This is a genomic window from Rossellomorea sp. DA94, assembly GCF_029834455.1.
Lineage (GTDB): Bacteria > Bacillota > Bacilli > Bacillales > Bacillaceae_B > Rossellomorea > Rossellomorea vietnamensis.
This window is the reverse complement of record NZ_CP122397.1, coordinates 2,378,336-2,403,472: the sequence shown is the minus strand read 5'-3', so window position 1 is coordinate 2,403,472 and position 25,137 is coordinate 2,378,336. Positions and strand designations below refer to the sequence as shown.

Here is a 25,137-nt window from a genome sequence, read left to right as displayed (position 1 = left end):
TCTCCTCTCATGTAAATGATTTTACTATCATCATATGTAGGCTTGTCTCCCTTTAGTCATATATATTTTTTCCCCTTCTATATGAGGAAATGAGAAAAAGCCCCGGGTATTTCCCCGGGGCTTTCAGCATGTATTATGCTTGTAATTTATTACGAAGAACCATCTGTAGGATACCACCGTGACGGTAGTAGTCTACTTCTACATCGGAATCAAAACGGGCCAGTACTTCGAATTCAGTCTTAGAACCGTCTTCAGCCACAGCTGTCACCGTTAGGATATCACGAGGTTTTACATCGTTTGTTACATTTACGGAAATTGTTTCTCTACCCGTCAATCCTAATGATTCAGCGCTGTCACCCTTCTTGAATTGAAGTGGAAGAACGCCCATCATCACAAGGTTCGAACGGTGAATACGCTCATAGCTTTCAGCGATGACAGTCTTGATACCAAGTAGATTTGTCCCTTTCGCTGCCCAGTCACGAGAAGATCCCATACCGTAATCTTTTCCTGCAAGAACAACTAATCCAGTTCCATCTTGTTGATACTTCATGCATGCATCATACATCGGCATCACTTCATCTTCCGGCCAGTAAGTGGTGAATCCACCTTCTGTACCAGGAGCGATTTGGTTACGGATACGGATATTTGCAAATGTACCGCGCATCATCACTTCATGGTTACCACGACGGGAACCATAGGAGTTAAAGTCACGTGGCTCTACATTGTTCGCACGAAGATATTTGCCTGCTGGTGTATCTTTACCGATTGCACCTGCTGGAGAAATATGGTCCGTTGTGACAGAATCCCCAAATTTACCGACTACGCGAAGTCCGTTCAAGCCTTGGATGTCTTCAGGAGTAGTCGCAAGTCCTGTAAAGAACGTTGGATTCTGGATGTAAGTCGAATTTTCATCGAAGCTGTAAAGTGGTTCGTTACTTGTCTTAATTTCATTCCAGCGCTCGTTTTCAGAGAAAACGTGCTCATATTCTTTACGGAATAATTCAGGTGTAACGGTTGATTTGACAGCATCTTTCACTTCATCCTGTGAAGGCCAGATATCTTTGAAGAACACGTCATTTCCATCTTTGTCCTTACCTAAAGAATCTTTTTGAAGATCGATGTCCACAGTACCTGCCAGTGCATATGCAACAACGAGTGGTGGTGAAGCAAGGTAGTTTGCTTTCACAAGTGGATGGATACGACCTTCAAAGTTTCGGTTACCTGACAGGACGGATGTTAATAATAGGTCAGCATCTGAAACAGCCTTTTCGATTTCAGGGCGAAGTGGACCGGAGTTACCGATACAAGTCGTACAACCATATCCGACAAGGTTGAATCCGATATCTTCAAGATAAGATAAAAGACCTGAATCCCTTAAGTATCCTGTTACAACTTTAGATCCCGGTGCAAGAGATGTCTTGACATAATCAGGAACATTCATACCAAGTTCCACTGCTTTTTTCGCAACTAAACCGGCACCCAACATAACATATGGATTCGATGTGTTTGTACAAGATGTGATGGCAGCGATTCCGATTGCACCAGTTGGCATCTCGACATCTTTACCATCTTCAGTTGTATATTTGGCCGTTTTGTTGATTTCAGATGCGTCCAGCCCAAAGCCTTGAACGCCTTCTTTAGCCGTGATGGACTTATGGAAAGCTTCTTTCATATCAGATAGAGGAATTAAATCCTGTGGACGTTTTGGTCCTGAAAGATTCGGTTCCACTGCTGAAAGATCGATTTCCACTACATCCGTGTAAGTTGGTTCTTCTTTTTCAGGAGTGAAGAACATCTCATTTTTCTTTAAGTATTCTTCAACCATTTTGATATGTGTTTCGTCACGGCCAGTCAGACGCAGATAATCCAATGATTCTGAATCAACCGGGAAGAATCCGCAAGTCGCACCATATTCAGGAGCCATGTTGGCAATCGTTGCACGGTCGGCAAGTGGAAGAGTTGCTACACCTGTACCGAAGTACTCGACAAATTTCCCAACTACCCCTTTTTGACGCAGTACTTGTGTCACTTTAAGGGCTAAGTCTGTAGCGGTCGCTCCATTAGGAAGCTCACCAGTCATTTTGACCCCGATAACTTCAGGGATCGGGAAGTATGAAGGCTGACCAAGCATTCCAGCTTCCGCTTCAATACCGCCAACACCCCATCCAAGTACACCGATTCCATTGATCATAGTTGTATGAGAGTCAGTACCGACCAATGTATCAGGGTATGTTTCAAAATCGCCTTCTGTTGTTTCAACAGCGTGAACGACATTGGCTAGATATTCTAAGTTTACCTGGTGAACGATACCTGTTGCCGGTGGGACAGCACGATAGTTTTCAAATGCTTTTTGAGCCCAGCTAAGGAACTGGTAACGCTCAGCGTTTCGTTCAAATTCAAGGTCCATATTGGCCTGCAGTGCGTTAGCCGTACCATATTTATCAACCTGTACTGAGTGGTCGATTACCAGGTCTACAGGGATTTCAGGATTGATCTTTTGTGGATCTCCACCGATATCTGCCATTGCTTTGCGTAGAGACGCTAAATCAACTACAGCCGGAACACCGGTGAAATCCTGAAGGATAACACGTGAAGGTTTGAAAGGAACTTCTGCATCCTTCACTTCAGTTGATCCCCAGTTTGCCAGATTTTCAACGTGGTCTTTGTTAATGACACGTCCGTCAAATTGACGAAGTACACTTTCCAAGAGTACCTTCACACTGTAAGGTAAGCGGTTAATTTTTGTTACTCCTGCTTCTTCAAGCGCTTTTAAACGATAATAATGATAACGTTTTCCTTCTAGTTCGAAAGAAGATCGTGCATTAAATACATCGTTCTTTGCCATTTCGATTCCCCCTCTAAACTGCATCAAACAATAAGTCGAAAAGTTTTCGTTCTAAACGAACTTTTCTCACATTTACATCTTAATACAAGCGATTACATAAGTAAATAACAATAAAGTTATTGTTTTTGATAAGTTTTACTTATCTAAATGATTAAACTCCTTAAGGTTTCTAGAAAAATATTGGTATAACAACATTTCTGGCCTTGTCAAATCGTGTCAGCTTGTCTAAAACATTATTTTAAAAAAGTGAATCTGTTAGCGATTCCCTATTATAGATGGTCACAGATGGTGGCATTCTATCCTTATGGAGGTGTTCTACAATGGCAAAACGTAAAGCAAACCATGTAATAAATGGAATGAATGCAGCAAAAGGACAAGGCCAAGGTGCCGGTTACAATGAAGAATATTCGAATGAACCATTGACTGCAGCACAACGTCAATTCAATAAAAAAAGAAAAACCAATCAGTAAGAAATAATAGGGTGGCTATTTTCGTTCTGCAAAAAAATTGTAGATATGGTCACCCTCCCTCCTTTGGAACTATTTCATCTATCTTCCCCTACCCTCTTCGTTCAAATATAAAACCCACCCTTATCATTCAGCAGGGTGGGTTTAATTTTTGGGCGGAGCCAGAAGGTTGATTCTGTTATTGTTCATTCACTTCATTCACAATGGATGACAAGTCGGATTTGAATTGTTGAAGTTGTGCCCGTTGAGTATCCGATGCCACTTCAAGTGCATTTTCTATTTGTTGATAAGCCTCATTCACCTCATTTTTGAGATGGGCCAATTGAGAGCCGTAGCTTGCTCCATCCAGTACCAGTTCGTTGATGGTATGCTGTACTTCCGTCACGCTTTGCTCGGCAGCCTGGAAGGCTTGTTGTTTATTTTTATTGTAAGGCATTGATGATCTCTCCTTATTCATAAATTAGCTTCTTTAGTTTAACCAAACCACCAGGAACCTATACGCGTGAATAAACGGATCATCAACTTAGCATCCTAATGGGTAGGAGGGATGATACATGAACAAAAATGATGGCAAAGATATGCGTAAGAATGCTCCGAAGCAATCAGGACAGCCGGAGCCGTTAAGTGGTTCACATAAAGTGAAGAACCGTAATCATACCCGTCAGAAAAATAATAGTAACCACGATATGTAAGAGATGATACAGGGAGTGCCGGCGCTTTATGCCTGCACTCCCTTTCAGTCTGTTCCTTGTATGGTCTTTAAAGCGTGGAGGATTTCCATCTGCTCGTCCATGGAAACGGTCCGCAGATCAAAGAGGGCGACACCGTCCTGTACCCTTGTAAGAATGGAAGGATTCCCCCTTCTGAGCTTTTCGTGAATGAGCTGTGGCGAATCAAAAGCGTGGGAGACTGCGACAATGTACGTGTCTAATTCCACATCCGGCATTGTTCCTCCCCCGATTTGACTTTGACCTTCAACGATGGTGGATGTGTAACCGTTCCCGAGTCCCTGGACACCCTCAACAAACGTCCGGGACTGAAGGAGGATTTCTTCTTTGGTCCGTGTGATGGCAGCGATGGTTGGATTTTTCTCTTGTTCCTCCCCCTTTATATAGTGTAAGAGGGTCATCTCCAGGGCTGCCAATGTCATTTTATCGACCCTGAGGACGCGGGCAAGCTGATGTTTCTTTAATTGATCGATCAAACTCTTTTGCCCTGCTATGATTCCTGCCTGAGGTCCCCCCAATAATTTGTCTCCACTGAATGAGACGATGTCTGCCCCTTTATCCAGCACCGATTTAACCAGAGGCTCATTACCGATACCGAATCGGGCGAAATCATAAAGGGCACCGCTTCCTAAATCTTCATAATAATGGACATGGGAATGAAGGCGGGATAATTCAGCCAATTCTTCCGTCGGTACAGAAGCAGTAAATCCTTTCATGACAAAATTACTTTGATGAACCTTCATGATCATTCTTGTTTCATCCGTCACCGCTTCTTCATAGTCCCTTAAATGGGTCTTGTTCGTTGTCCCCACCTCGCGAAGGAGAGCACCGCTTTCTTCCATAATGGAAGATATCCGAAATGATCCGCCGATCTCCACCAGTTCACCCCGTGAAACAATCACTTCTTTTTGCTTAGCAAGAGCAGTGAGGATAAGAAAAACGGCGGCTGCATTATTATTGACAACCATGGCTGACTCCGCCCCTGTCAATTCACATAGGAGCTTTTCTGCATGACTATGTCTGGATCCCCTGCCCCCTTCCTCGATGTTATATTCGAGATTGCTGTAATGACAAGATGCACCCAGGACGTGGTTCATCGTTTCCTGACCTAGCCGAGCGCGCCCAAGGTTCGTATGTAAGATGGTCCCCGTTGCATTTATGATCCTCCTGAGAGACAGGGAATGAGATTTGCTTGCCAAAACTTCAGTTTGGCCAAATACCTTATCAATGAAATCTTTTGAAGATGGATGAGGTCCCTCCCACTCTTCATTCAAGATGCTCGCCCTGCTAATCGCGATCACCTTTTTCAAGAGGTCCGTCCCTCTTTCCGTCGAAAGGTTGTGATGATGCAGGAACGTATGGAATTGTTTGGTCTGCTTCAGTTCGTGTATGGATGGAATGTGCCTGACAAGATGGTTCATGACTTTTGCCCCTTCTTTCTTTTCCCTCATTATAACACCCTCACCATTTATAGTAGAAAGAATACTATATGTAAAAGAGTTGTTGGGGGTCAGGTGTAAATGAGTAAGGATAAGGAGGATTTCTATTTAGAGAAATGGGAGGAGAGTATGAAGGATTGGTTATTGGATCCTGCAACGGTTCAGTTGGATGAACAAGAATTCCGTGTGGATTTTCTTGATACGACGGAATCGTTCATAGTGGAGATCGAGACAGAAAATATTTGTCCCGAAGAGTTGATTATTAAAAAAAAGGATACGCAATTGCTGGTATTGATCATGCTGAAAGACGAAAGTAAAATCAGAAAACGCTCCATTCGTTTTCCTTTCTGCTTAAAACAGCGGGCCATTACCTATTCCATTGAGCATCATACAATCGAAATCAATGTGCCTAAAAAGGCATGTTCCACCCCCTCATCCATCGTGATTCGAGTTCAGGGATTGTCGAGTGAATAACCGTCATTCTTTAAATAGAAGAAAAGGTCATCAGCCCGTGCTGATGACCTTTTCTATGTGTTTTACTGCGATTCAATGATTGAAATGGTTTCGTTGATATCGGGAAAAACGCCTGTATCGAGTTTGGAGTATATCTTTTTCCCGTCTACAGTAATTTCGAATGCCCCTCCGGAAGACGGTACTAACGTCAGTTCCTTGATATCGGATCTGAAATGGTTGAATAATTGTTCCGCGAAACTCGCGGCTTTAGGTGCATAGTTTCACATCATACAGAATTCAATCGTCATTTTCACAGCTTTCATCAATATCTGCCTCCTTTTAGGATCACTCCCACGTGTATGTTCATTTTATTATAGGTGAGAATACTTGTGCAAATATTCAGTTCTCTCCATCATTCCCATTTCTCCTTACTTCTTCTTTGCTCAATTGTATTTTTATCCTGTACAATGAATTTATCCTACATAAAGAGGTGAATAGAATGAGCAAGGAAGAGATCATCCGTTTAACAGAACTTTCTTCAAAAGCTGGCTGAGGCTGTAAACTTAGTCCTAGTGACTTGACGCAAGTTTTGCGTCAACTACCCCCTCAACCATTTACGAAAGAATTATTAGTAGGGAATGAATCATCCGATGACGGCGGCATCTTTCAGCTAACAGATGACCTCGCCATGGTTCAAACGGTTGATTATTTCACTCCGATTGTGGACGACCCTTATCAATTTGGTCAAATTGCTGCAGCAAATGCTCTAAGCGATGTGTATGCAATGGGTGGAACACCGAAAACCGTTTTAAACATAGTAGGCTTCCCCATTAAAAAGCTGGGAAGCGAGATGCTAGCGGCTATCCTTAAAGGGGCACAATGCAAGGTGATCGAAGCCGGCGCTGTGACCGTAGGAGGACATTCCATTGACGATCAAGAGCCTAAATTCGGACTGAGCGTGACAGGAATCGTCCATCCGAAAAAGTATTGGACTAATACGGGTGCACAAGAAGGGGATGTCATTGTATTGACAAAACCATTGGGTGTGGGAATCCTGACAACAGGAATCAAGCGCCAGGCAGTGACTCCCGCCCAGGAAGCGTCTGTCATCGAGGTGATGAGCATGCTGAATAAAACGGCTGCAGAATTGCTTCAGAAATTTCATCCGAATGCCGTGACCGATGTAACAGGGTTTGGATTGATGGGACATGCATATGAAATGGCGAAAGGCAGTAACGTATCAATCGAATTCTCTTATTCCTCCATCCCGCTATTAGAAGGGACGAAGGAATTAGCAGATCAGGGAGTCATTCCCGGGGGATCGAAAGCGAATGCCACTTGGCTTCAAGACATGGTGCATTATGAAGCTGGTCTTAACCAGGAAGAACGATGGATCCTCTCTGATGCCATCACTTCCGGAGGTTTACTTGTCAGCCTGCCTATTTCTGAAGGGCAAAAATATGTAGAGGACCTTCAGCGCCATTCCATCTCCGCAGGGATCATTGGTCATGTCCGACCACAGCAAACATGGAGTATAGCGGTAGAAAGATAAGAAAACGGTGATTCCTTTGAGGAAGAAAGCAACTCAGGAGGATCACCGTTTATTTATTCTTCAATTATTTTGAAGAACTGGCGGATTATTTTTTTTGATAAGATTCTCACCTGGAAAGGAAATCGATTCGCTTCCTTTGTGAAAGAATTGAACCAGATTACTTTTTCATCGAAAGCGATAAATGGTATCTGGGTGGTGGATTTTTTTATTTTGACACTTGAAGACAAATGGGAACCGCTGCCTGTTTGACTGAAGATCGTCACCTGTTTATCCTTTGCTGCCATTTGTAAAACACGCATCATATCATGTGGGATTTCTTTTAAATCCCTGACATTCACTATGATTTCAGATTTTGCAGCTTCCATATCTTTACTGAGCTTATGATGGTCACCACTTCTGAACCACTTCATTTTCTTTATAGAAGTTGGAATGAGTGATGCGCTCGTTTCGTTATGGACTTCCTGCTTAAGGTGAGAAATGAATTGATGTACAGCTTTAGAAGGATGAGTCTTTTCCTGAATGAATCCATCATTCCCCACTAAAATGAATTTCCCCTTGGCGCGGGTGACGGCTACGTTGATCAGCCTCTCGCTGCCCTTCCGGGTAATCAACGTACCCGGACTGCCATGGGATTCCCCGTCGACTAAATCGAATAGGATCATATCATTTTCCGACCCTTGAAATCCATGTACAGTGGCGGCGTATAAGTCGGCTGAAGGGGCAATACTCTTTACCAGTTCATCCAGTAAGAGATTATACCATTTGGCTTGGGCCCGATACGGGGTCACAATCCCAATGGAAAGTAACCCATCATGGATGGACTGAAGCGCCAGCTGAATCGTGACTAAGCTGGACAACAGATTCCATCTTGATCCTTTTTGAGTATCTGCCCACTCCGTCCCTTCTCTCAGGGAAAATAGCACCGCTCCATGTGACGGGAAAGGTTTCTTATTTGTAATGTTCTCCCGAATCGTTTTGATCGAATGATGATCCCCCACCCTTGAATGATAAATATATCGATTGGTGAATGCCGAAATGCTAGGGTGCATCCTCCTTTGTTCCGGGAGTAGTAAGAGATGCGGGTGATCCAACCCTTTTGCTACGGATCCTGCCACTCCGGCTGCATGAAAGATGTCCTCCTTCAGCCATTTGGCTGCCAGGGGATGAAAGGAAGTGGAGATGGGTGGAAGTTGTTTGAAATCTCCACATATGATGATCTTCTTCCCCAGGGATGCAGCGAATGCAACTTGAGGTATATAGGCCATGCTTGCCTCATCCACAATCACTAAATCGAATTCCTCTTCATACAGAAGTCGGTCAATGGCCGCCTTTGAGAGGGTGGTTCCGATCACTTTTGCCTCCGAAACCAACTCTCCTTCCCTTCTCTTAAATGTTTCCTTGATTTTTTGATAGTGTACCTCTAGATGGGACAATCTCTCTGAATCATAGGAAGAATAGGTTTTCGACAGTTTGTTTTTTAACCTTCTCCTGTACTTTTCTACCTTCTCTTTTTCCTCGGAAAGAGTCGGATCCTGTTGTTCCAGTAATTGAAGGGCGCTTAAATCCGTCACATCGGCACTATAGGTTTTCCTGCTTGTACCGTACCGGATCACCTCTCCAGGGGTCCAACGGTCATGGCTGCTTAGAAAGTGATGCATTTCTTCTATTAATACATCCACTGCTGCATTACTATGGGAGAGAAGCAGCACTTTCTTCCCTTCTGAATAATGATAAGACGCCACTCTTGCCAGGGTATAAGTCTTGCCTGTTCCAGGTGGTCCCCACAGATACGTTACAGGATTATATTTACTTCTTACATAAGCTTCATGCAATGGGGTCTTGTATTCGACTGCTGGATGCCTTTGAGCATGATCTGGAAACATCACCTTCCGGATTCGCTGGGTTTTCCCGTGTCGTTCCCTTGCTTCATCCAACCGTTCCATCAGCTTCTCAAGAATATCCCAGGGTTCGTGAAGGATCTGTCCGTATGATACTGTATCCCCGAGGAACTGATCGAGCTCTATGATGCATTCCCGTTCCTCTGAATTAATCACGACCCCCTGGGTTGAAGAATGTTTCCGTTTATATATGACGCTTCCACCTTCAGGCAGCGAGGTGGGATAGTGAAGGGTGAACCAGTAAATATAGGTACCTTCTTCTTTACGGATGCATCTTCCCTCCTCGATGAGGATCCCGTTCGTTTCCCGTTTTTTCAACTGCAGGATCTCCATATCCAAAGCAGATTTCCACTCTTCTATCATGTCTGTTATCTTCATTGTAATCACCTTTGTCATCCGATAAAAGTTCAAGACCTTTATCATAACAATTTATTGAGAGAGTGTATAGGAATTCAAAAAAGAACCATTTCAAAGAAATGATTCTTTCTGATGATTCCCCCATTACATTGGTTGTCCAGTATTTTCCTCTTCCTCTTCCACGAATCGGTCTGCATAATACAGGACATCTTCAACATATTGTTCGCTGTGGTTATATGCATATACAGCTTGTTCAAGCTTTCCGTCAGCGGCTCCGTTATGAGCGAGATAGTTGGCGGCACTGAATATGGCATCCTCCATCTGAAAAGGATCGGCTTTTCCATCCCCGTTTGCATCCACGCCATATCCGCCATATTTTTCTATGACGGCAGGGTCCGTTTTTTGATCTGGTGGGATATCCCCTTTTCCAAGTCCAGAACAACTAGGATGGGACCAGCCCACAAAGGTACAGGGCATAAACTGCATGTGGCCCTCTGCCCCCGCTGGAGAGACGAGGGACTTCATGGTCGAGAATTTCGTTTCAACCCTGTGGTGGGCAGCTAGTAGATACCAGGGTACTCCGTATTCCTCTTCAGCTGCCTTATAGATGGGGATATACTCAGAAGGTATCTCATCTTTTCCGATGGATGAGAGATTAAATGATGGGTCGTCATAATTGAGGGCATAATAAATAGCTAAAATGGTGATGGGGATGAGAAGGATTCTAAAGGGTGATGATTGCTTTTTTTTACTGGACTGCTTTTTTCTGGCCGGTTTTTTTGTCATTGAAGTCGATCCTTTACAAGGTTTTGGCTGCTCTTTGTATTCTAATATGAGAATGCATTTATGACAATCCATTATGTATAAAAAAAGATGCCCCTAAGCAGAAGGCTCTCTGCAGCTAAGGGGCATCTATCCATTATCTATTTATTGTTAACAAACAAACGCTGCTCCAACGATAATTAAAAGGATGAATAAAACTACGATTAACGCGAAACCACCAGCGTAGCCACCACCACCGCAGCCATATCCATATCCAGGGTATCCATATCCATACATCATCAGTCACCTCCAGTTATCTTACTACGATATTAATGTATGTAGTGGACAAAATGTAGGTTAATTAAAATCATCCACCACTTTTTATCAATGTTCTGTAAACGGCTTAAAGTATGCATGAATAAAGGCTTTTTAATCTATTATTGAATGAAAAAATGAGTAAAATGTCTAGTTGAACCTTATCAGGACATAAATAAAGCGCCTGGAAATATCCAGGCGCTTTTAAGTCGTTTACATATGTTCCTTAGGTTCTTTTGTTTTTCTTGGCTTCGGTTTAATGTATAAACCAAGTTCCTTTTTCTCCTGGTTCAGTGACTTGTACAGAGAAACCATCATAAGTGCCATGATCACAGAGAATGGCAGTGCTGCGACGATCAATGCATTCTGTAAAGCCTGTAACCCACCGCTGTAAAGCAAAATTAATGCAACGGTAGACTGTGCCAGTCCCCAAGTTAATTTTACATAGTTTGGAGGTGTTAATGAACCATAAGTCGTTTGCATCCCTAACACGAATGTAGCCGAGTCGGCAGATGTGATAAAGAAAGTTCCAATCAGTGTGATGGCAATGACTGAAAGGATCGTTGACCATTCAAATCCGTTAAAGACGGCAAACAGTACCTCTTCTGTTTTCAAATCAGAAAGAGCCGCGCCGGCTTGCTGAACTTCAATGGCGGATGTCCCAAAGGTTGCGAACCAGATGAAGCTGACTAGAGCCGGTAATAATAATACCCCAATCAGGAATTCACGAATCGTTCTACCTCTTGAGACACGTGCGATGAAGATACCCACGAACGGTGACCATGAAATCCACCAAGCCCAGTAGAAAATGGTCCAACCATTGATCCATGTGCGGTGCTCTTCATTTAATGGAGCGATCCTGAAGCTCATTGCTGCGATATTTTGAATATAGGCTCCGATTGTGTCAGTAAACATGTTGAGGATTAATAAAGTAGGTCCAATAAAGAATACCAATACGAGAAGTAATACGGCGAGAACCATATTTGTATTGGATAAGTACTTGATTCCTTTACTTAACCCTGACCATGCAGAAATCATGAACAGCACTGTCACAACCCCGATGATGATTGCCTGGACTGTGAAGTTATTCGGGATGTCCAATAGATAAGATAATCCACCGTTGATTTGTGCCGCCCCAAACCCAAGGGTTGTGGCTACCCCTACAACCGTAGCAAATACAGCCAGAACATCGATGATTGTCCCAAGTGGCCCATTCATCTTATCGCCAAAGATCGGCTTCAAAGTCGCCGAGATTAAACCAGGCTCATCTTTACGGAATTTAGAGTATGCAAGTGCTAAAGCAACGATCGCATAGATCCCCCATGCGTGAATCCCCCAGTGGAAGAACGTATAACGCATCGATTCCTTGATCGCAAGGTCGGTTCCCCCTTCTGCCGTTGGCGGGGTCATATAGTGAGACAGCGGTTCGGCTGCCCCCCAGAATACTAAACCAATTCCCATTCCTGCACTAAACAACATGGCGAACCATGTTCCTCTTGTGTACTCAGGTTTCTCATCCGGTTTTCCTAATCGAATCGTTCCCATTGGACTAAAGATTAAGAACACACAGAAGATGACGATCACTGTAACTAAAATAAGATAATACCAACCAAAAGTTGAAGTGATGAAAGTTTGCATTTTTGCTGTTACCGTTTCAAACGAATTTGGTGCGATGGCTCCATATGCAACGGAAGCAGCAACCAAAATGACGGTAATCCAAAAAACATTTGATATCCTCTTCATAAAATTCTCCTTTCCATATTCAGGTTTTTGTTTTGGCTCTTTCCTAACGAAGGGAACTACAGTGGGATTCGAGGTGTTCTGGAAACTGTATGTACACCTACTGTACTAGACCCCTCATCGAAGAGCCCCGGTTAATGCAAATGGGAAAATGTGCATTCTGAGGATGAGGGAATGATTACTTATTACCTATTCCCTTGTCACTCTCTTATAAAACCAACATTTGTTACCCTATCAGAAAGAAGTTTAACTTTGCAAGTGAAAACCATCATTATTTTTATTAGTATTTGTCAATTTCTCGTTTTCATTCCCTTTCTTTTAGATGGCTTTCCGTCTTATTATCACTATTTTTAAATGGCGTTTGATTGGAAATGAAAACGCTGTATAAACAATGGTCATTGTTATGACTTGGTGAGAGTTTATTGCTATATAGGGTGGTCTATAGCGAAAGGGAACACAATCAGTGCCGGATATTGAAAAGAATGAATTGGTAATTTTGACATGAATTTAGTGTGGTGAAACCTCTCTCTTGGTGGAACAAATAAAAAGAACAATGTGAGGAGGAAATCCGATGAAAAATAATAACAAACGAACACAGCATGAAGCAGCAAAAAAATTGGCACAACAGCAGATGGGTGAGGAAATCGAATTGAAATCCGTCGCTCCCTCCGCTAAAAAAGGACTTAAGTAAAGCATGGAGGAAAAGAAAATCAATAAAAAAGGACGCTGATCAGCGTCCTTTTGGCTATTCTTTAATGATTTTGACTTTCACATCTCTTACACCATATTGAAGGGCATCTTTTTCTTTTTCCATATAGATATCGATGCGGTTCCCTTTGATCGCTCCACCGGTATCTTCGGCACGGGCATAACCGTATCCTTCAATATATACTTTGGAACCTAGTGGAATGACGCTTGGATCAACAGCAATGACTCTGGCATCAGGATTCTCAATCAGATCCACACCTGTCTTCGTAATACCGATACACCCTTCACAATGAGCGGTATAAGCGGTTGCTGTGATATCTAATTCTTTCACGACATTATTTTTCTCTTGATCGGGAGTCTTTGCAGCTTTTACTGCTTCCCCGTTTTTAGAATCATCATTCACAGAATACCCTTCTTCTAACAATTGTTTGCGCGTGCCGACCTCGTCGACGGAAACATGATATCGGTTGGCGATTTCCCAAAGGATATCGCCTTCTTCTATATTATGATAATCATTGATAGCAGTATCATTACTCTCTGCAGAAGCAGAAGCAAGTCCGATTGAAAGAAAAACTGCGAAGGAAAAAATGGAAAATAAACCTTTTTTCATCTTGTCAAATTCCTCCTTTTATGTTTAGTCCTTGGACCAACAGTTGAAATAGTAACATAGCCTTACCTCATACACATAACAAACTGTTTATAAAGCAATAACAATTAGATGACAAGCGTGTAATATTTCTACTATTCCGAAGAAAACGGCAGCCACTTCCCTACTTATTTCATGTAAAGGGAATAAATGTTGGAATCAGAGGCGTTTCTTTGAAAAGAAATATAATAGAAGGAATGTTGAAAAAACACCATGCGGGAATAAATAAAAAAAAACCACCGGGACATGTCCCGGTGGTTTGTCATCTATTAGTTTGTTTCAAGAATTTTTACATTTACTGTTTTTCTTCCAAAATCAACAGCTTGATCCTTTGATGGGATGAAAACATCGATTCGGTTCCCTTTGATCGCTCCACCAGTATCTTCTGCAGTAGCATAGCCGTAGCCTTCAACATATACTTTAGATCCAAGTGGGATGACATTAGGGTCTACTGCAATCACTTTCGCATCCGGATTTTCTTTAAGGTTCACACCGGTTGCTGTTGTACCTGAACAACCTGCACAATCGGCCGTATAGGCAGTTGCTTCTACTGTTAGTTCTTTTACTGCCTTATCTTCTGTAGCAGGTTCAGCTTGTGCTGGTTTTGCTTCTGCTGTTTCCGCTGCAGGTGCTTCAGCTTCTGGAGCTACTTCTGCTTTTGGTTCTGGAGCAGGAGCTTCTGCCTTCTCAGAAGTATGTGCAGTAGCTGAAGGTGCTTTATCGTCTAAGTTGATGACTAATTCTTGTCCAGGGACAATCAGGTCACTTTCAAGTGCGTTCCATCCTTGTAAGCTGTCTACTGAAATGCCATATAGAGATGAAATTGCCCAAAGAGTGTCACCTTTTTTCACTGTATAGTATTCCTTTGAAGAAACCTGTAATTCCTGATCAGGATAAATGATGGATGAACCCAGGTTATTCCATGTCATGAGTTGATCAACAGTTGTTCCGTATTCTTTTGCAAGTCCCCATAAAGTGTCGCCTTTTTTTACTTCTATGTCTTGTGCTGAAGCGCTAGCTCCACCAGATACTGCAAGTGTTGTAAATGCAGCCACAGAAATAATCGATTTTTTTAGTTTCATAGAAAAATTCCTCCTTATGTAGCTAGCGGTTTATTTATTTTTGCTAACAGGGAAAATACTAACATAGTAAAATCTCAATTCAATAACAGGAACTTTAACATCGTGCGTCAAGAATATTTCACTACTGTAATAGAAAGCGATTTCCTGTATAAACTATCATGTAGAGGAATACTATGGAAAAATGTTTAGAATAATATAGATATTAAGGATATTTATGGATTTAATGTTGGGGAGTATTCGTACTTAGTTAACTGGGAATTAGGAGAGACAAGGCCGCTTAGCGGCATAAAATCTTTGAAGGAATCGTATTTATTAGCGGATCGTGACGATTTTTCCTTAACAAGCTTGACTGTTCCCTCTATACTATAAAAAGAAGAATGGTTTGCAATGGAGGAGTACTGGAATGGAAAACCAAGAAGAGATTGTAGTTCTTTATAAAGATGATCCCGACGAGCATAGTGGCCGTTGCGAGTGTGGAAATAATATTTTCAAATCAAGAGTACTGGATGGGAAGTTTTATCGTAAGTGCCAGGAATGCGGGAAAACCAAAATCGTATAGCAAGGAAAAGAAAGGGGAAACCGGTTGAATCCGGTTTCCCCTTTCTTTCTATTTGTTTATTTTCTGAATGATGGTTGAAGCAAATTGAACCAACTCGTCTGTAGTATGATTGATCTTCTTGATTGCTTCTACGATATGATTTAATTCTGATTGGTTTCTTTTAAACATATCCATATAGTTTTCCATTTCCATCTGGACCGTCATGATCCCGCTTTGCACATTCCCGATTTCCTTGCGGGAGTTTTCGGTCAGGTCGGTCATGTTCCGAACACGATTTGAGACAACTCCGATTTGTTTATTGCTTTCGTTCACCAATTGATGAATGGACGTGCTGAGTTCTTTGGAATCTTCGGCAAGCTTTCGCACCTCCGATGCAACGACTGCAAATCCCCTGCCCTCATTTCCTGCACGTGCTGCTTCAATGGATGCATTTAATGCTAGAAGATTCGTCTGCTCAGCAATTTGCTGGATTGAGTTGGAGAGAGGCGTGATTTGTTCTGCAATGTTTTTTACCCCCTGAATTTCTTTGAGGAGCGTGTTGATTTGCTCTGTGATGACGCCAAAGCTTTCTATCATGTGATCCGTTTGATCTTTATTCATTTTTGAAAGTTGAAGAAGATTTTTACTGCTTTTTTCGGTATTTTCCGATTCTGCACGTATGCTTTCAGCTTTTTTGGCAGTTTCATTCAGGCTTTGTTCCGTTTGGCTGAGTGATGAACCCAGTTCTGTATTCATATTGAGCATTTCCAGTTGCAATGCCTGGTTTTCCTGATGCAGCTTTTCAAGCTCGTCCATCCTGCTCTGAATATAGTATTCTGAAACAATGCTTGCATCCAAATGGATACCATGGTCGATTGCTACAAGGACAGATGCAAGTTTAGAAGGTTCGTTTTGGTACAGTTCTACAATTTTTGGGATAAGTAAATGTTGAATGGTAGTGTAAGTCGAAATAAACCAATCGATTGTAACCCCATTCCGATTATGGGTTTTTCCCATACGTTCCCTCATTGAGAAATACTCTTCATTCAACTCACCTGAAAATAAAGAACGGAAATAATCGTTGAATACGGATTTTAATCGCTCCCGGCTTGAATGATTCTCGGCAATCTCCACTAAGCTTGGATGCTTGTATAAATGATCAAGTACAGTATCGAGCAAGGTATCGGAAATTTGATCGTAGACAGGGAGGATTTCTTTTAATTCCTGTAAATGGTGCTCCTGAAACTGCATGTAATGAAGCCGTTCATTCAGCTTCTGATCGTTTAAGACAATGACATTTGATTTAGGTATCACTACGGGTTCGGTCTTAGGTTTTCTTGAAAATAATACAGCCATTTTGGGGGTGCCTCCGATTTTTCAGTTAGTATGTATAAATTTTGTACAATATCAATATCTTTACTTTACCCCAACTTTTTTCCTATGACAATCATTTTGTTTGTAAAATTTCAAAAATTTCAATGTCCTGATACAATGGATTATATTAGTCCTCCCCACCCTTCATGATACCCTGGGGACATTTATTGGGCAGGATTCCCCACTTGCCTCACGATCCCGTGCATGGTTGTACAAAACATATACAAAGAGAGGGACGTACCTTGACTCCCAGGAGCTGCTCCTGGGAATCGAGGTACGTCCCTCACGCCTTATTCTGTGATGATGATGGGTTCGTTTTGGGTGATGATGATGGTGTGTTCAATTTGGGCGACCAGGCTGTTGTCTGGTGTGATGTAAGTCCAACCGTCCCCTTTCTCCACTACGTTTTGCGCTTTGGTGGAGATGAATGGTTCAAAGGCTATGACCATGCCCTCCTTCAAGAGAGCGTTATCCCATGGATCGAAGTAATTAAGGATATGATCAGGCTTCTCGTGCAGGGAACGCCCCACACCATGACCGGTCAGGTTCATGATGACCGTATAGCCATTTTTTCTGGCTTCATTATTCACGGCTTTTCCAATCCCATTTTGTTTAGAACCGGCTTTTGCCTTTTGAAGACCTGCCTGGAAAGACTTTAATGCAGCGTCGCATAAATCTTGAAGCTTGGGATCACCCATTCCGACAACAAATGAAATGCCTGTATCCGCATAATATCCATTTTTTGATCCTGAAACGTCTATATTGACAAGATCCCCTTCGTTAATCACTCTTTCTCCGGGAATCCCGTGGGCAACTTCTTCATTTACACTAATACATGTATACCCCGGGAAGTCATATTCTCCTTTAGGACCTGAAATCGCACCATTTTCTTCAAACATTTTCCCTGCGATATCATCAAGTTCCTTCGTGGTTACGCCGGGCTTTGTTTGAGAGCGCAATTCATCGCGGATCATTGCGACAATACGGCCAATTTCTTTTAATGCTTGTAAATCTTCATCAGTTTTGACAATCATAATATCTTCCTTCTCTTTTTGAATTTCCTTCCCTTACTATACAGAAACCTCATTCATTTTTAAAGGGAAAGCCCCTGTGTTGATGAATATGTATCACTTCCTGGCAAGCCCTGTTTCCTGCTTTGAGGTGCATTCTATCAGTAGCTTCCTCCGTGGAGAATAATTAAATCAATAGAAAGAGTAAGGGAATGACAAAGGACATGATGGTAGCGGTCAACGCCATGGCGGCACCACTGACGGCTCCTTCTTTTTCCCCTTCTTTGATGGCTTGTGCCGTACCAACCCCATGGGAGATGACTCCGAATGGGAGTCCCCTGGCAATGGGGTGCTTGATTCCCATCACTTTCAAGAGGGACGGGATGATCATGGCCCCTATCATCCCTGTAACGATGACGACCGTGGGGATGACCTCGATCTTAGCCCCGATTACGTTTCCGATCTCAACTGCGACAGGCGTTGTAATGGTCTTGATCAGCAATGAACGGTTCCACTCATCCGGAATCCCCAACCACATGCTGAAGGTATAGGATACTAGCATGGACAAGCCGCTTCCAAACAGGATGCCCACCAGGATCGGCTGGAAGTTTTTCATAAGCAATTGCCGGTGTTGATAAAGGGGATATGCAAGAGATACTGTTGCAGGGCCAAGCAAATACGTGATGAATGATGTGTCATGGGCAAATTTTTTATAGGATATATCTAAAGTAAGTAATGTGGCAATCATCGCAATCGTACTTAAAAATATTGGAATCGTTAAAGGATTCGGCCAGCGTTTATGAATCTTTACACCCAAAGAAAAATAAAGGAGAGTAATTCCTATTGTAAGTAGAGAATTAATAAGACCGGTCATATTTTCTTTTCTCCTTCCATTTAATGAACCCTTCTGCTGACATGGAAGTGGCCAAAAAGCCAACCAGCCCGCTGACAATGAGAATGATAAGGAGTTTCCAGCCATAGTCGATAAAATAGGGTCCCAGAATAATCGCACTGACAGATAAGGGCAGGAAAAAGAAGGAGAAGTGCCTTAGAAAGAATCCTGAACCGTCCAACAGAAGGCGTTCATTCAGTACACCTATTACTAACAGTAGGAATAATAATAGCATCCCGATAATGCTGCCGGGTATCGGTAAATGGAAGAAGGCGGTACACCATTTTCCTGCTTCATAAAATAAACAAAGAATCGCCATTTGGATAAGGACCCGGATTGCCTGCATATGCTTCACCCTTCAACTATATTCTTCTCCTGATTTTATCACATTGATGGGGAGTATGAGTGTAATAAAAAAGAGCATGGACCTGGTCCACGCTCTGTAATCGTAATGTATTATAATACTTTAATGAACGCTTCTGCTGCTGCTTGACTCGATTGTGGATTTTGTCCTGTCACAAACTTACCGTCAGTGATGACATGATTGCTCCATGCATCCGATTTTTCGAATTGAGCTCCCTGTTCCCTCAATTTTGTTTCTAATAAGAACGGCATCAGTGAATCAAGACCGGTTTGCTGTTCTTCTTCATTTGTGAAGGCAGTCAAGCTTTTTCCTTCAACCAGCCATTTACCATTGGATAATTTCGTCCCGACAAACCCAGCCGGACCGTGGCAGACGGAACCGATCGCTTTATCATTCTCAGCAAAGTGGACTAATGCCTGTTGAAGTTCAGGGCTTTCAGGCAGGTCAAACATCGTCCCGTGTCCACCTGGTAAGAAGATACCGACATATTCATTTACATTTAATTGGGAAAGGACCAGCGTTTGATCCAGTTCTTTCGTGACCCCTTTCCATTTCTCCACTTGTTCATCATCAAGGCTGTTCGGATCCAATGGGATGCGACCACCTTTTAAACTTGCCACATCCACCCCAAAACCTTGGTTCTTAAATTCTTCGTATGGTTCTGCGAACTCGGATAACCACAGACCAGTTTCATGTTCGTCATCAATCTTACTTTCATTTGTTAAGACCATTAATATCTTTTTCAATGTATACCCTCCATTTAATTCTCTGTTTTCTTATCACTCTATTGTTTTATCCATTTCACATAAAATTAAACTTCTTTTGAAGCATTGGTGACTTAATAGGGGTTCTGATATAAGAAAACGACCCTTACAGGAAGGAGTCGTTTTACACTAGTTGATATCAAATTGGAATTGGATTTTTTTCTGATTGGCATCCCAGCTCAGGTAAGCGGAGAATTCCTTTTCGCCTTTTTTAAATCCGTCGATTCGATCGGATTTGCCTTCGGTTAATACTTGTTTTGCGATTTTCTGGGTAATTCTTTTTGATAAGATAGTTTTGGAGATGGTAAAGCTGCACTTCGTACGTTGATAATTGGAGCATCCATAGAATTTCCCTTTATCAATCACTTTCCCGCCACATTTCAAGCAGTTACCGATACTTGTTTTGGAAGCTCGTTTTCCGCCTCGTCCCTTCGTTCTCTGTATAGAATCTGTATCCAAATCCTCAAACGTCCATGCGGTGGATTCCTGGAGGGCGTTTTGAACGAGTCGTTCACTTAATTTCTTCACTTGCTCCATGAATTCAGGAGCAGATGCCCGTCCTTTTCCTATTTCCTGGAGGCGCTGCTCCCACTTAGCCGTCATTTCTGCAGAAGCTAACACATTATCTCCTATGGCTCGTATCAATACCTTTGCTTTATCAGTGGGAAAGACTATATTTTTTTGGATATCAATGTACTTGCGATCTTTGAGCATGGTGATGATGCCTGCCCGGGTCGCTTCCGTCCCAAGGCCCTCTGTTTGTTTCAACACTTTTTCAAGCTCATCATTGTCCATATATTTACCGGCCGTCTTCATTAAGGTGATGAGTTGTCCTTCTGTGTACCGTTTCGGGGGCTGTGTTTTCCCTTCTTTGGTCACGACCTTCTTTACGACGCCTTTATCCTGTTCTTCGACAGGTGGCAGGAGAGGTTCCTCTTCTTTTTCGTTTTGCATGAGAACCTTACGCCAGCCTTCCTGTAAAATCTGCTTCCCTTTCGAAACAAACTCAGCTCGTTCATCTACTACCGTTGAGATGGTCGTGTAATGGATGATCGCTTTGTCGTGGTGTGCCGCGATAAAGCGTTTAACGACGACATCATAGATCTTCCGTTCATCATCTGATAGGGAATCGGGATCTGTTACTTGCTCAGTAGGGATAATCGCGTAGTGATCCGATACCTTTGCTTCATTCACAAAACGTTTATTGTTCATGATGCTTGCATGGGGAGTTGGGATCCAATGATTATAAGGGCTGAACTCTTTCAGTTTGTTCAATATTTCAGGAAAGCTTTCAGCTTCACCTTTCGTGACATATTGTGAATCAGATCTTGGATAAGAGACGATCCCTTTTTGATACAGTTTCTGCAGCACATCCAATGTTTTCTTAGGGGAGAACTTATACATTTTATTAATGGTTGCCTGCAGGGCTGAAAGATTGAATAGTAAGGGTGGTGCGAACTCTTTCCTTTCGGTGTTCAATTTACTGACCGTTGCAGGTTTGTTTTGACAAAAAGAAGCGATTCTTTCAGCAAGCTCCCGTGATTGAATCCGGCTTTCTCCATCTTTCTGCCATACCCCTTCATAAGTGTGATCGCCGATGTGAAAGGTTGCTTTCACTTCCCAAAAGGGTTCGCTCTTAAATTGGTCAATCTCTTCTTCCCTTCTCACGATGAGGGCCAGAGTGGGAGTTTGAACCCTGCCTGCAGAAAATACATCGGACATACCCTGCTCTTTTAGCAGGATACTGTACACCCTTGAAGCATTCATACCCACAAGCCAATCGGCACATGCCCTGGAATAGGCTTCATAATATAAGCTTCTCATTTCTGCTTCTTCCCGCAGACTCTCGAATCCTTGAATGATGGCTTTCTCAGTCAGGGATGAAATCCATAGTCGCTTCATGGGCTTCTGAACCTTGGACATGGAAATGATATTCCGGATGATTAATTCCCCTTCACGCCCCGCATCACCTGCATGAATGATCTCTGTGACTTCGTTTTTTTTAAGAAGCTCTTTGATGACGGAGAATTGTTTCGCTTTCGCCCTCTGCAACTCATATTGAAACCTGATAGGAATGATCGGAAGGTCGTTCAGTGTCCATTTCTTCCATTTGCTTTCATACTTCTCAGGGGCTTGAAGCTGAAAAAGATGTCCTACTGCCCACGTAATATAAGCACCTTTCGGGAACACATCGTTTGGATGGATCTCGATATATCCTTGTCGTTTCCTATGAGAAAAAGGCTTGGCAAGGGTCGCTCCCTGGTCGGGTTTTTCAGCTATTACGACTTTCATAACATTCTCCTTTTCACTTTATTGATTTTATCATTATACCATTTTTTAAGAACGGCTGTTCTATAAAAATGAAAATCAGACGTGTATGTCATGAATCATAAGCCCGTTGTTCCATATGAGGGTTCTACCTGTTCATTCAGTATGTAAAAAGGTGTTACAGACTTTGTATCTGTAACACCCGTCGATTATTGCCCTAGATTTTCCAAGTTTCCTTTGATGTCTTGTAATTGGTTGAATGTATTCACGATTTCAAGATTCTTGAGCTCGGATATTTGAACTTCCCCTTTATCAATTTCGACTAGAGCCCGATCGATTCCTTCCAACGCTTGTTGGTTATATCCCTCCACTTTTTGGTGAATATCGTCAGCTAGCTTAGGAGGATTCAAATCATTGATTTCCTTGATTTCATTTTTCATATCAATAAGTCTCGTCTCAAGTTCTGGAATAGAAGATGAATCAGCAGCAGCATTTTCCATTAAAGCGGGAAGATCATTGGCAAATTGTTCTGCCTCGTTCAGGTAGTCGGTCATTTTGTCTACATAGGTTAAACTGTTATTGGCCTCTTCCAATATGCCGCAGCCAGTCAGTGTAATGAAACTGAATGATATGAGAATCAGTAATTTTTTCATGTACTCGGTCCTCCCTGTTATGTTCCTTCCCCTGTATGTACGCACGTTCTCGTTAAAAGTTTCACTTATTTTGGTGTAAGGTCGATCTATATGAAGATTCGGGGTCATGCAAAAAAAAGAAGGCCAACGCTTATACGTTAGCCTTCTGTGTTTATTCAATGATTCGAAGTTCTTTTGGGTAGTTGGTTAAAGTAGTATGCCCGTCCTTTGTGATGAGGACGTCATCTTCAATCCTGACACCACCGATTTCCGGCACGTAAATACCTGGCTCTATTGTGTATGTCATGCCTTCTTTTAATATGCCATCATTTAAATGACTCATGGAAGGGAATTCATGGACGTTGATACCTAATCCATGCCCGATTCGATGGGGGAAGTAGTCACCGTATCCTGCATCTGTAATGATGTCACGTGCAACTTGATCCAGATCGCCTATGCGATTACCCGGCTTGCTTGCTTCTAAGGAAGCGAGCTCCGCTTTTAAAACAGTGTTGTAGATTTCCTTCTGTTTATCAGACACTGACTTATAAGCGACTGTACGGGTGATATCAGACGTATATCCTTCCAGGACAACCCCGAGATCAAACAGGACTAAGTCTCCGGCTTTCAGTTTACGGTCTCCCGGATTACCATGTGGATCTCCAGCCTTCTCACCGAAGAGAACCATTGTAGAGAATGACATTTCACGGATTCCCTTTTTCTTTAATTCATACTCAATCTTCGCAAGGACTTCCATTTCAGTAATGCCTTCTTGAAGTGCGCTCACACCTACTTCTACCCCATAGTCAGCCATTTCCGCTGCTCGGCGCATGATCGCAATCTCACCCTCATCCTTGACTAAGCGCATTTCATTTAATTTGTCTTCAACGTTCACCACATGTGGTGAATCGAATATGTTTAAAAACGCCTGACTGCGTCCATAAGTGACGACCTCATTCTCAAATGCCACTTTTTTGCCGGTGATTTTTCTTGCCTGAATGGCTTCCGAAATAAAGTCCCAGGGATTTTCGTGGTCTGAGTAGCCAATTACTTCGTTATCCCAACCGGCATCCTTCACCTGTCTCGCTTCCATTCCTGGAACCACTACAAAAGGTTCGGCTTCCGGAAATACGAACAATCCCATTAATCTTTCATGTGGATCTGTGTGGAAATTTGTTAAGTAAAATACGTTTTCAGTTGAATTGATAAATGCTGCCTCAATGTTCTCTTCTTTCAACCAATTTTTCAACATTTCTATGCGGTGTTTCAATGTGTATTCCTCCTTGAGTGTCATGATGTTATGTAATCGTTTAATGTGAGCATATCTATGCTAACATATTTCGAGGAAAGTTTGAAATGATTCTAGTGTGGGAAAGGTCTTGCCGGGTGTGTGTTTTTGATGAGGCAGGCTTTTCCTACCTCTTGCCTATAAAGGATGGAGGGCGTTTGTGATATAATCTGATTATACAGTGAATGTAGGGTGGGAGTGGCCACTTCCTTATAGAAGGAGGTGGTGCTTATAGTGACAACGTATGAGGCGTTAACGCTAATGATTACCTTTGGCTCTTTAATTGTCTCCATCATTGCCATAGTTATTTCACATGACAAAAAGAAATAACCCCACCCTCATGAAGCGCCTAAACTTTGAAGGGTAGAGTTATATTCCTTTCTCTATTGGGCCACTGCTTTCCTTGCAGTTTGCTGTGTAGCAAGAGACATTGGTTGCCGCCAGTGTCTCTTGTTTTACTTTATACTCTCCTTTTAAGATAGTATATTTTCTAACGGAAAGCAAGATATGGACGAGTAAAAAAAGAAGCTCAGAGAGGATTCCCTAAGCTATTCACTTTAATAAACAGTTTCGGTTCTTTTGGGTTTACGAACAAAGGCCATGATGCCTGCGATTAAGAATAAAAGTCCAGGAATGAACCCGAATCCTATTGTTCCAAGTCCGACCACAAGTGCGGCAAGGATAAACATGATACCGGATAGTACAGGCTTTTTATTTTTGACAATGGTCATAACAGCAATGATACCAAGGATGGATGCAATGATTCCTAATATCACCAGATAAGAACCCATTGATTCAGCCGTTTCCATGATGGCACTCATATCCCCTGCAGTCATCCCTGATTCCTGCAAATTCGGGTCACTTTCCATTCCTTCTTCGATTTGGGACATCACTTCCGGGCTGTTCATGCCCATGTTCAGTACGATTCCAATGATGGAAAATAATGCGGATAAGACAATTCCGATCACTCCCATAATGACTTCACCAGTACGCTTCACCATTCAAATCTCTCCTT

General features: G+C 42.4%; 23 protein-coding genes and 2 pseudogenes. 6 read left to right on the top strand and 19 right to left on the bottom strand.

What is annotated here, in order from left to right:
- Positions 1–133: 133 nt before the first annotated feature.
- Positions 134–2,845, bottom strand: a complete 2,712-nt coding sequence (gene acnA, locus P8596_RS12445) for an aconitate hydratase AcnA (protein ID WP_034759297.1) — start codon at positions 2,843–2,845, stop codon at positions 134–136.
- A 320-nt stretch (positions 2,846–3,165) separates the two neighbouring features.
- Between acnA and sspO the strand changes: the two genes are divergently transcribed.
- Positions 3,166–3,315 (top strand): small acid-soluble spore protein SspO, encoded by a 150-nt coding sequence (gene sspO, locus P8596_RS12440; protein WP_034759300.1) that lies wholly within the window; start codon positions 3,166–3,168, stop codon positions 3,313–3,315.
- Between the two features lie 175 nt (positions 3,316–3,490).
- Here the strand turns inward: sspO and P8596_RS12435 are convergent, their stop codons facing one another.
- Positions 3,491–3,748 (bottom strand): hypothetical protein, encoded by a 258-nt coding sequence (locus tag P8596_RS12435; protein ID WP_034759302.1) that lies wholly within the window; start codon positions 3,746–3,748, stop codon positions 3,491–3,493.
- Between the two features lie 118 nt (positions 3,749–3,866).
- On the opposite strand from P8596_RS12435, the gene P8596_RS12430 reads away from it, so the two are divergent.
- The gene (locus tag P8596_RS12430; RefSeq protein WP_034759304.1) at positions 3,867–4,004 is read left to right on the top strand and encodes a small acid-soluble spore protein P; all 138 of its coding nucleotides are present in this window, start codon (positions 3,867–3,869) and stop codon (positions 4,002–4,004) included.
- A gap of 44 nt (positions 4,005–4,048) precedes the next feature.
- Here P8596_RS12430 and selA read toward each other — a convergent pair whose 3' ends face one another.
- A complete protein-coding gene (gene selA / locus P8596_RS12425; RefSeq protein WP_279724040.1) occupies positions 4,049–5,491 on the bottom strand; it encodes an L-seryl-tRNA(Sec) selenium transferase in 1,443 nt (480 codons plus the stop codon).
- A gap of 69 nt (positions 5,492–5,560) precedes the next feature.
- On the opposite strand from selA, the gene P8596_RS12420 reads away from it, so the two are divergent.
- The gene (locus P8596_RS12420; protein ID WP_061809248.1) at positions 5,561–5,953 is read left to right on the top strand and encodes an Hsp20/alpha crystallin family protein; all 393 of its coding nucleotides are present in this window, start codon (positions 5,561–5,563) and stop codon (positions 5,951–5,953) included.
- A 62-nt stretch (positions 5,954–6,015) separates the two neighbouring features.
- Here the strand turns inward: P8596_RS12420 and P8596_RS23840 are convergent.
- A pseudogene (locus P8596_RS23840) lies at positions 6,016–6,201 on the bottom strand (Rdx family protein); the annotation flags it as partial.
- A 230-nt stretch (positions 6,202–6,431) separates the two neighbouring features.
- Here P8596_RS23840 and selD point away from each other — a divergent pair.
- Positions 6,432–7,484 carry a selenide, water dikinase SelD gene (selD, locus tag P8596_RS12415; protein WP_279724039.1) on the top strand — a complete coding sequence of 351 codons (1,053 nt, stop codon included), beginning with the start codon at positions 6,432–6,434 and terminating at the stop codon, positions 7,482–7,484.
- A 53-nt stretch (positions 7,485–7,537) separates the two neighbouring features.
- Here selD and P8596_RS12410 read toward each other — a convergent pair whose 3' ends face one another.
- The 6 genes and pseudogenes from P8596_RS12410 to P8596_RS12385 form a co-directional block, all read right to left on the bottom strand.
- On the bottom strand, positions 7,538–9,760 hold the full coding sequence (locus P8596_RS12410; protein WP_279724038.1) for a DEAD/DEAH box helicase: 2,223 nt from the start codon (positions 9,758–9,760) through the stop codon (positions 7,538–7,540).
- Between the two features lie 123 nt (positions 9,761–9,883).
- The gene (locus tag P8596_RS12405; RefSeq protein WP_254651549.1) at positions 9,884–10,525 is read right to left on the bottom strand and encodes a lytic transglycosylase domain-containing protein; all 642 of its coding nucleotides are present in this window, start codon (positions 10,523–10,525) and stop codon (positions 9,884–9,886) included.
- Positions 10,526–10,672: 147 nt separating this feature from the next.
- A pseudogene (locus P8596_RS12400) lies at positions 10,673–10,753 on the bottom strand (YjcZ family sporulation protein); the annotation flags it as partial.
- A 276-nt stretch (positions 10,754–11,029) separates the two neighbouring features.
- Entirely contained in the window at positions 11,030–12,559 is a 1,530-nt protein-coding gene (locus P8596_RS12395; RefSeq protein ID WP_034759323.1) for a glycine betaine uptake BCCT transporter, read from the bottom strand.
- Between the two features lie 742 nt (positions 12,560–13,301).
- A complete protein-coding gene (locus P8596_RS12390; RefSeq protein ID WP_279724037.1) occupies positions 13,302–13,874 on the bottom strand; it encodes a 3D domain-containing protein in 573 nt (190 codons plus the stop codon).
- A gap of 305 nt (positions 13,875–14,179) precedes the next feature.
- Complete coding sequence (locus P8596_RS12385) at positions 14,180–14,992, bottom strand: 3D domain-containing protein (protein WP_279724036.1); 813 nt, start codon at positions 14,990–14,992, stop codon at positions 14,180–14,182.
- 403 nt (positions 14,993–15,395) lie between these two features.
- On the opposite strand from P8596_RS12385, the gene P8596_RS12380 reads away from it, so the two are divergent.
- On the top strand, positions 15,396–15,551 hold the full coding sequence (locus P8596_RS12380; protein WP_098440347.1) for a DUF8096 family protein: 156 nt from the start codon (positions 15,396–15,398) through the stop codon (positions 15,549–15,551).
- A gap of 48 nt (positions 15,552–15,599) precedes the next feature.
- Here P8596_RS12380 and P8596_RS12375 read toward each other — a convergent pair whose 3' ends face one another.
- From P8596_RS12375 to P8596_RS12340, 8 genes are all read right to left on the bottom strand, one after another.
- Positions 15,600–16,886 carry a globin-coupled sensor protein gene (locus P8596_RS12375; RefSeq protein ID WP_224519964.1) on the bottom strand — a complete coding sequence of 429 codons (1,287 nt, stop codon included), beginning with the start codon at positions 16,884–16,886 and terminating at the stop codon, positions 15,600–15,602.
- A 308-nt stretch (positions 16,887–17,194) separates the two neighbouring features.
- A complete protein-coding gene (gene map, locus P8596_RS12370; RefSeq protein ID WP_224519965.1) occupies positions 17,195–17,938 on the bottom strand; it encodes a type I methionyl aminopeptidase in 744 nt (247 codons plus the stop codon).
- Between the two features lie 163 nt (positions 17,939–18,101).
- On the bottom strand, positions 18,102–18,788 hold the full coding sequence (locus P8596_RS12365; RefSeq protein WP_279724035.1) for an LrgB family protein: 687 nt from the start codon (positions 18,786–18,788) through the stop codon (positions 18,102–18,104).
- Positions 18,772–19,152: a CidA/LrgA family protein gene (locus tag P8596_RS12360; RefSeq protein WP_279724034.1), complete on the bottom strand. Its 381-nt coding sequence runs from the start codon at positions 19,150–19,152 to the stop codon at positions 18,772–18,774. The genes P8596_RS12365 and P8596_RS12360 overlap by 17 nt, the downstream gene beginning before the upstream one ends.
- 110 nt (positions 19,153–19,262) lie before the next feature.
- Positions 19,263–19,916 (bottom strand): type 1 glutamine amidotransferase domain-containing protein, encoded by a 654-nt coding sequence (locus P8596_RS12355; RefSeq protein ID WP_371928676.1) that lies wholly within the window; start codon positions 19,914–19,916, stop codon positions 19,263–19,265.
- A 147-nt stretch (positions 19,917–20,063) separates the two neighbouring features.
- On the bottom strand, positions 20,064–22,226 hold the full coding sequence (locus tag P8596_RS12350) for a DNA topoisomerase III (protein ID WP_279724033.1): 2,163 nt from the start codon (positions 22,224–22,226) through the stop codon (positions 20,064–20,066).
- Between the two features lie 185 nt (positions 22,227–22,411).
- Positions 22,412–22,855 carry a DUF6376 family protein gene (locus P8596_RS12345; protein ID WP_279724032.1) on the bottom strand — a complete coding sequence of 148 codons (444 nt, stop codon included), beginning with the start codon at positions 22,853–22,855 and terminating at the stop codon, positions 22,412–22,414.
- A 151-nt stretch (positions 22,856–23,006) separates the two neighbouring features.
- Positions 23,007–24,104: a M24 family metallopeptidase gene (locus tag P8596_RS12340; protein WP_279724031.1), complete on the bottom strand. Its 1,098-nt coding sequence runs from the start codon at positions 24,102–24,104 to the stop codon at positions 23,007–23,009.
- Positions 24,105–24,344: 240 nt separating this feature from the next.
- Here P8596_RS12340 and P8596_RS23900 point away from each other — a divergent pair, with 240 nt between their 5' ends.
- Positions 24,345–24,452: a putative holin-like toxin gene (locus P8596_RS23900; RefSeq protein WP_411388011.1), complete on the top strand. Its 108-nt coding sequence runs from the start codon at positions 24,345–24,347 to the stop codon at positions 24,450–24,452.
- Positions 24,453–24,679: 227 nt separating this feature from the next.
- On the opposite strand, the gene P8596_RS12330 is transcribed toward P8596_RS23900, so the two are convergent.
- Positions 24,680–25,123 (bottom strand): DUF4064 domain-containing protein, encoded by a 444-nt coding sequence (locus P8596_RS12330; protein ID WP_082197404.1) that lies wholly within the window; start codon positions 25,121–25,123, stop codon positions 24,680–24,682.
- Between the last annotated feature and the right edge of the window lie 14 nt (positions 25,124–25,137).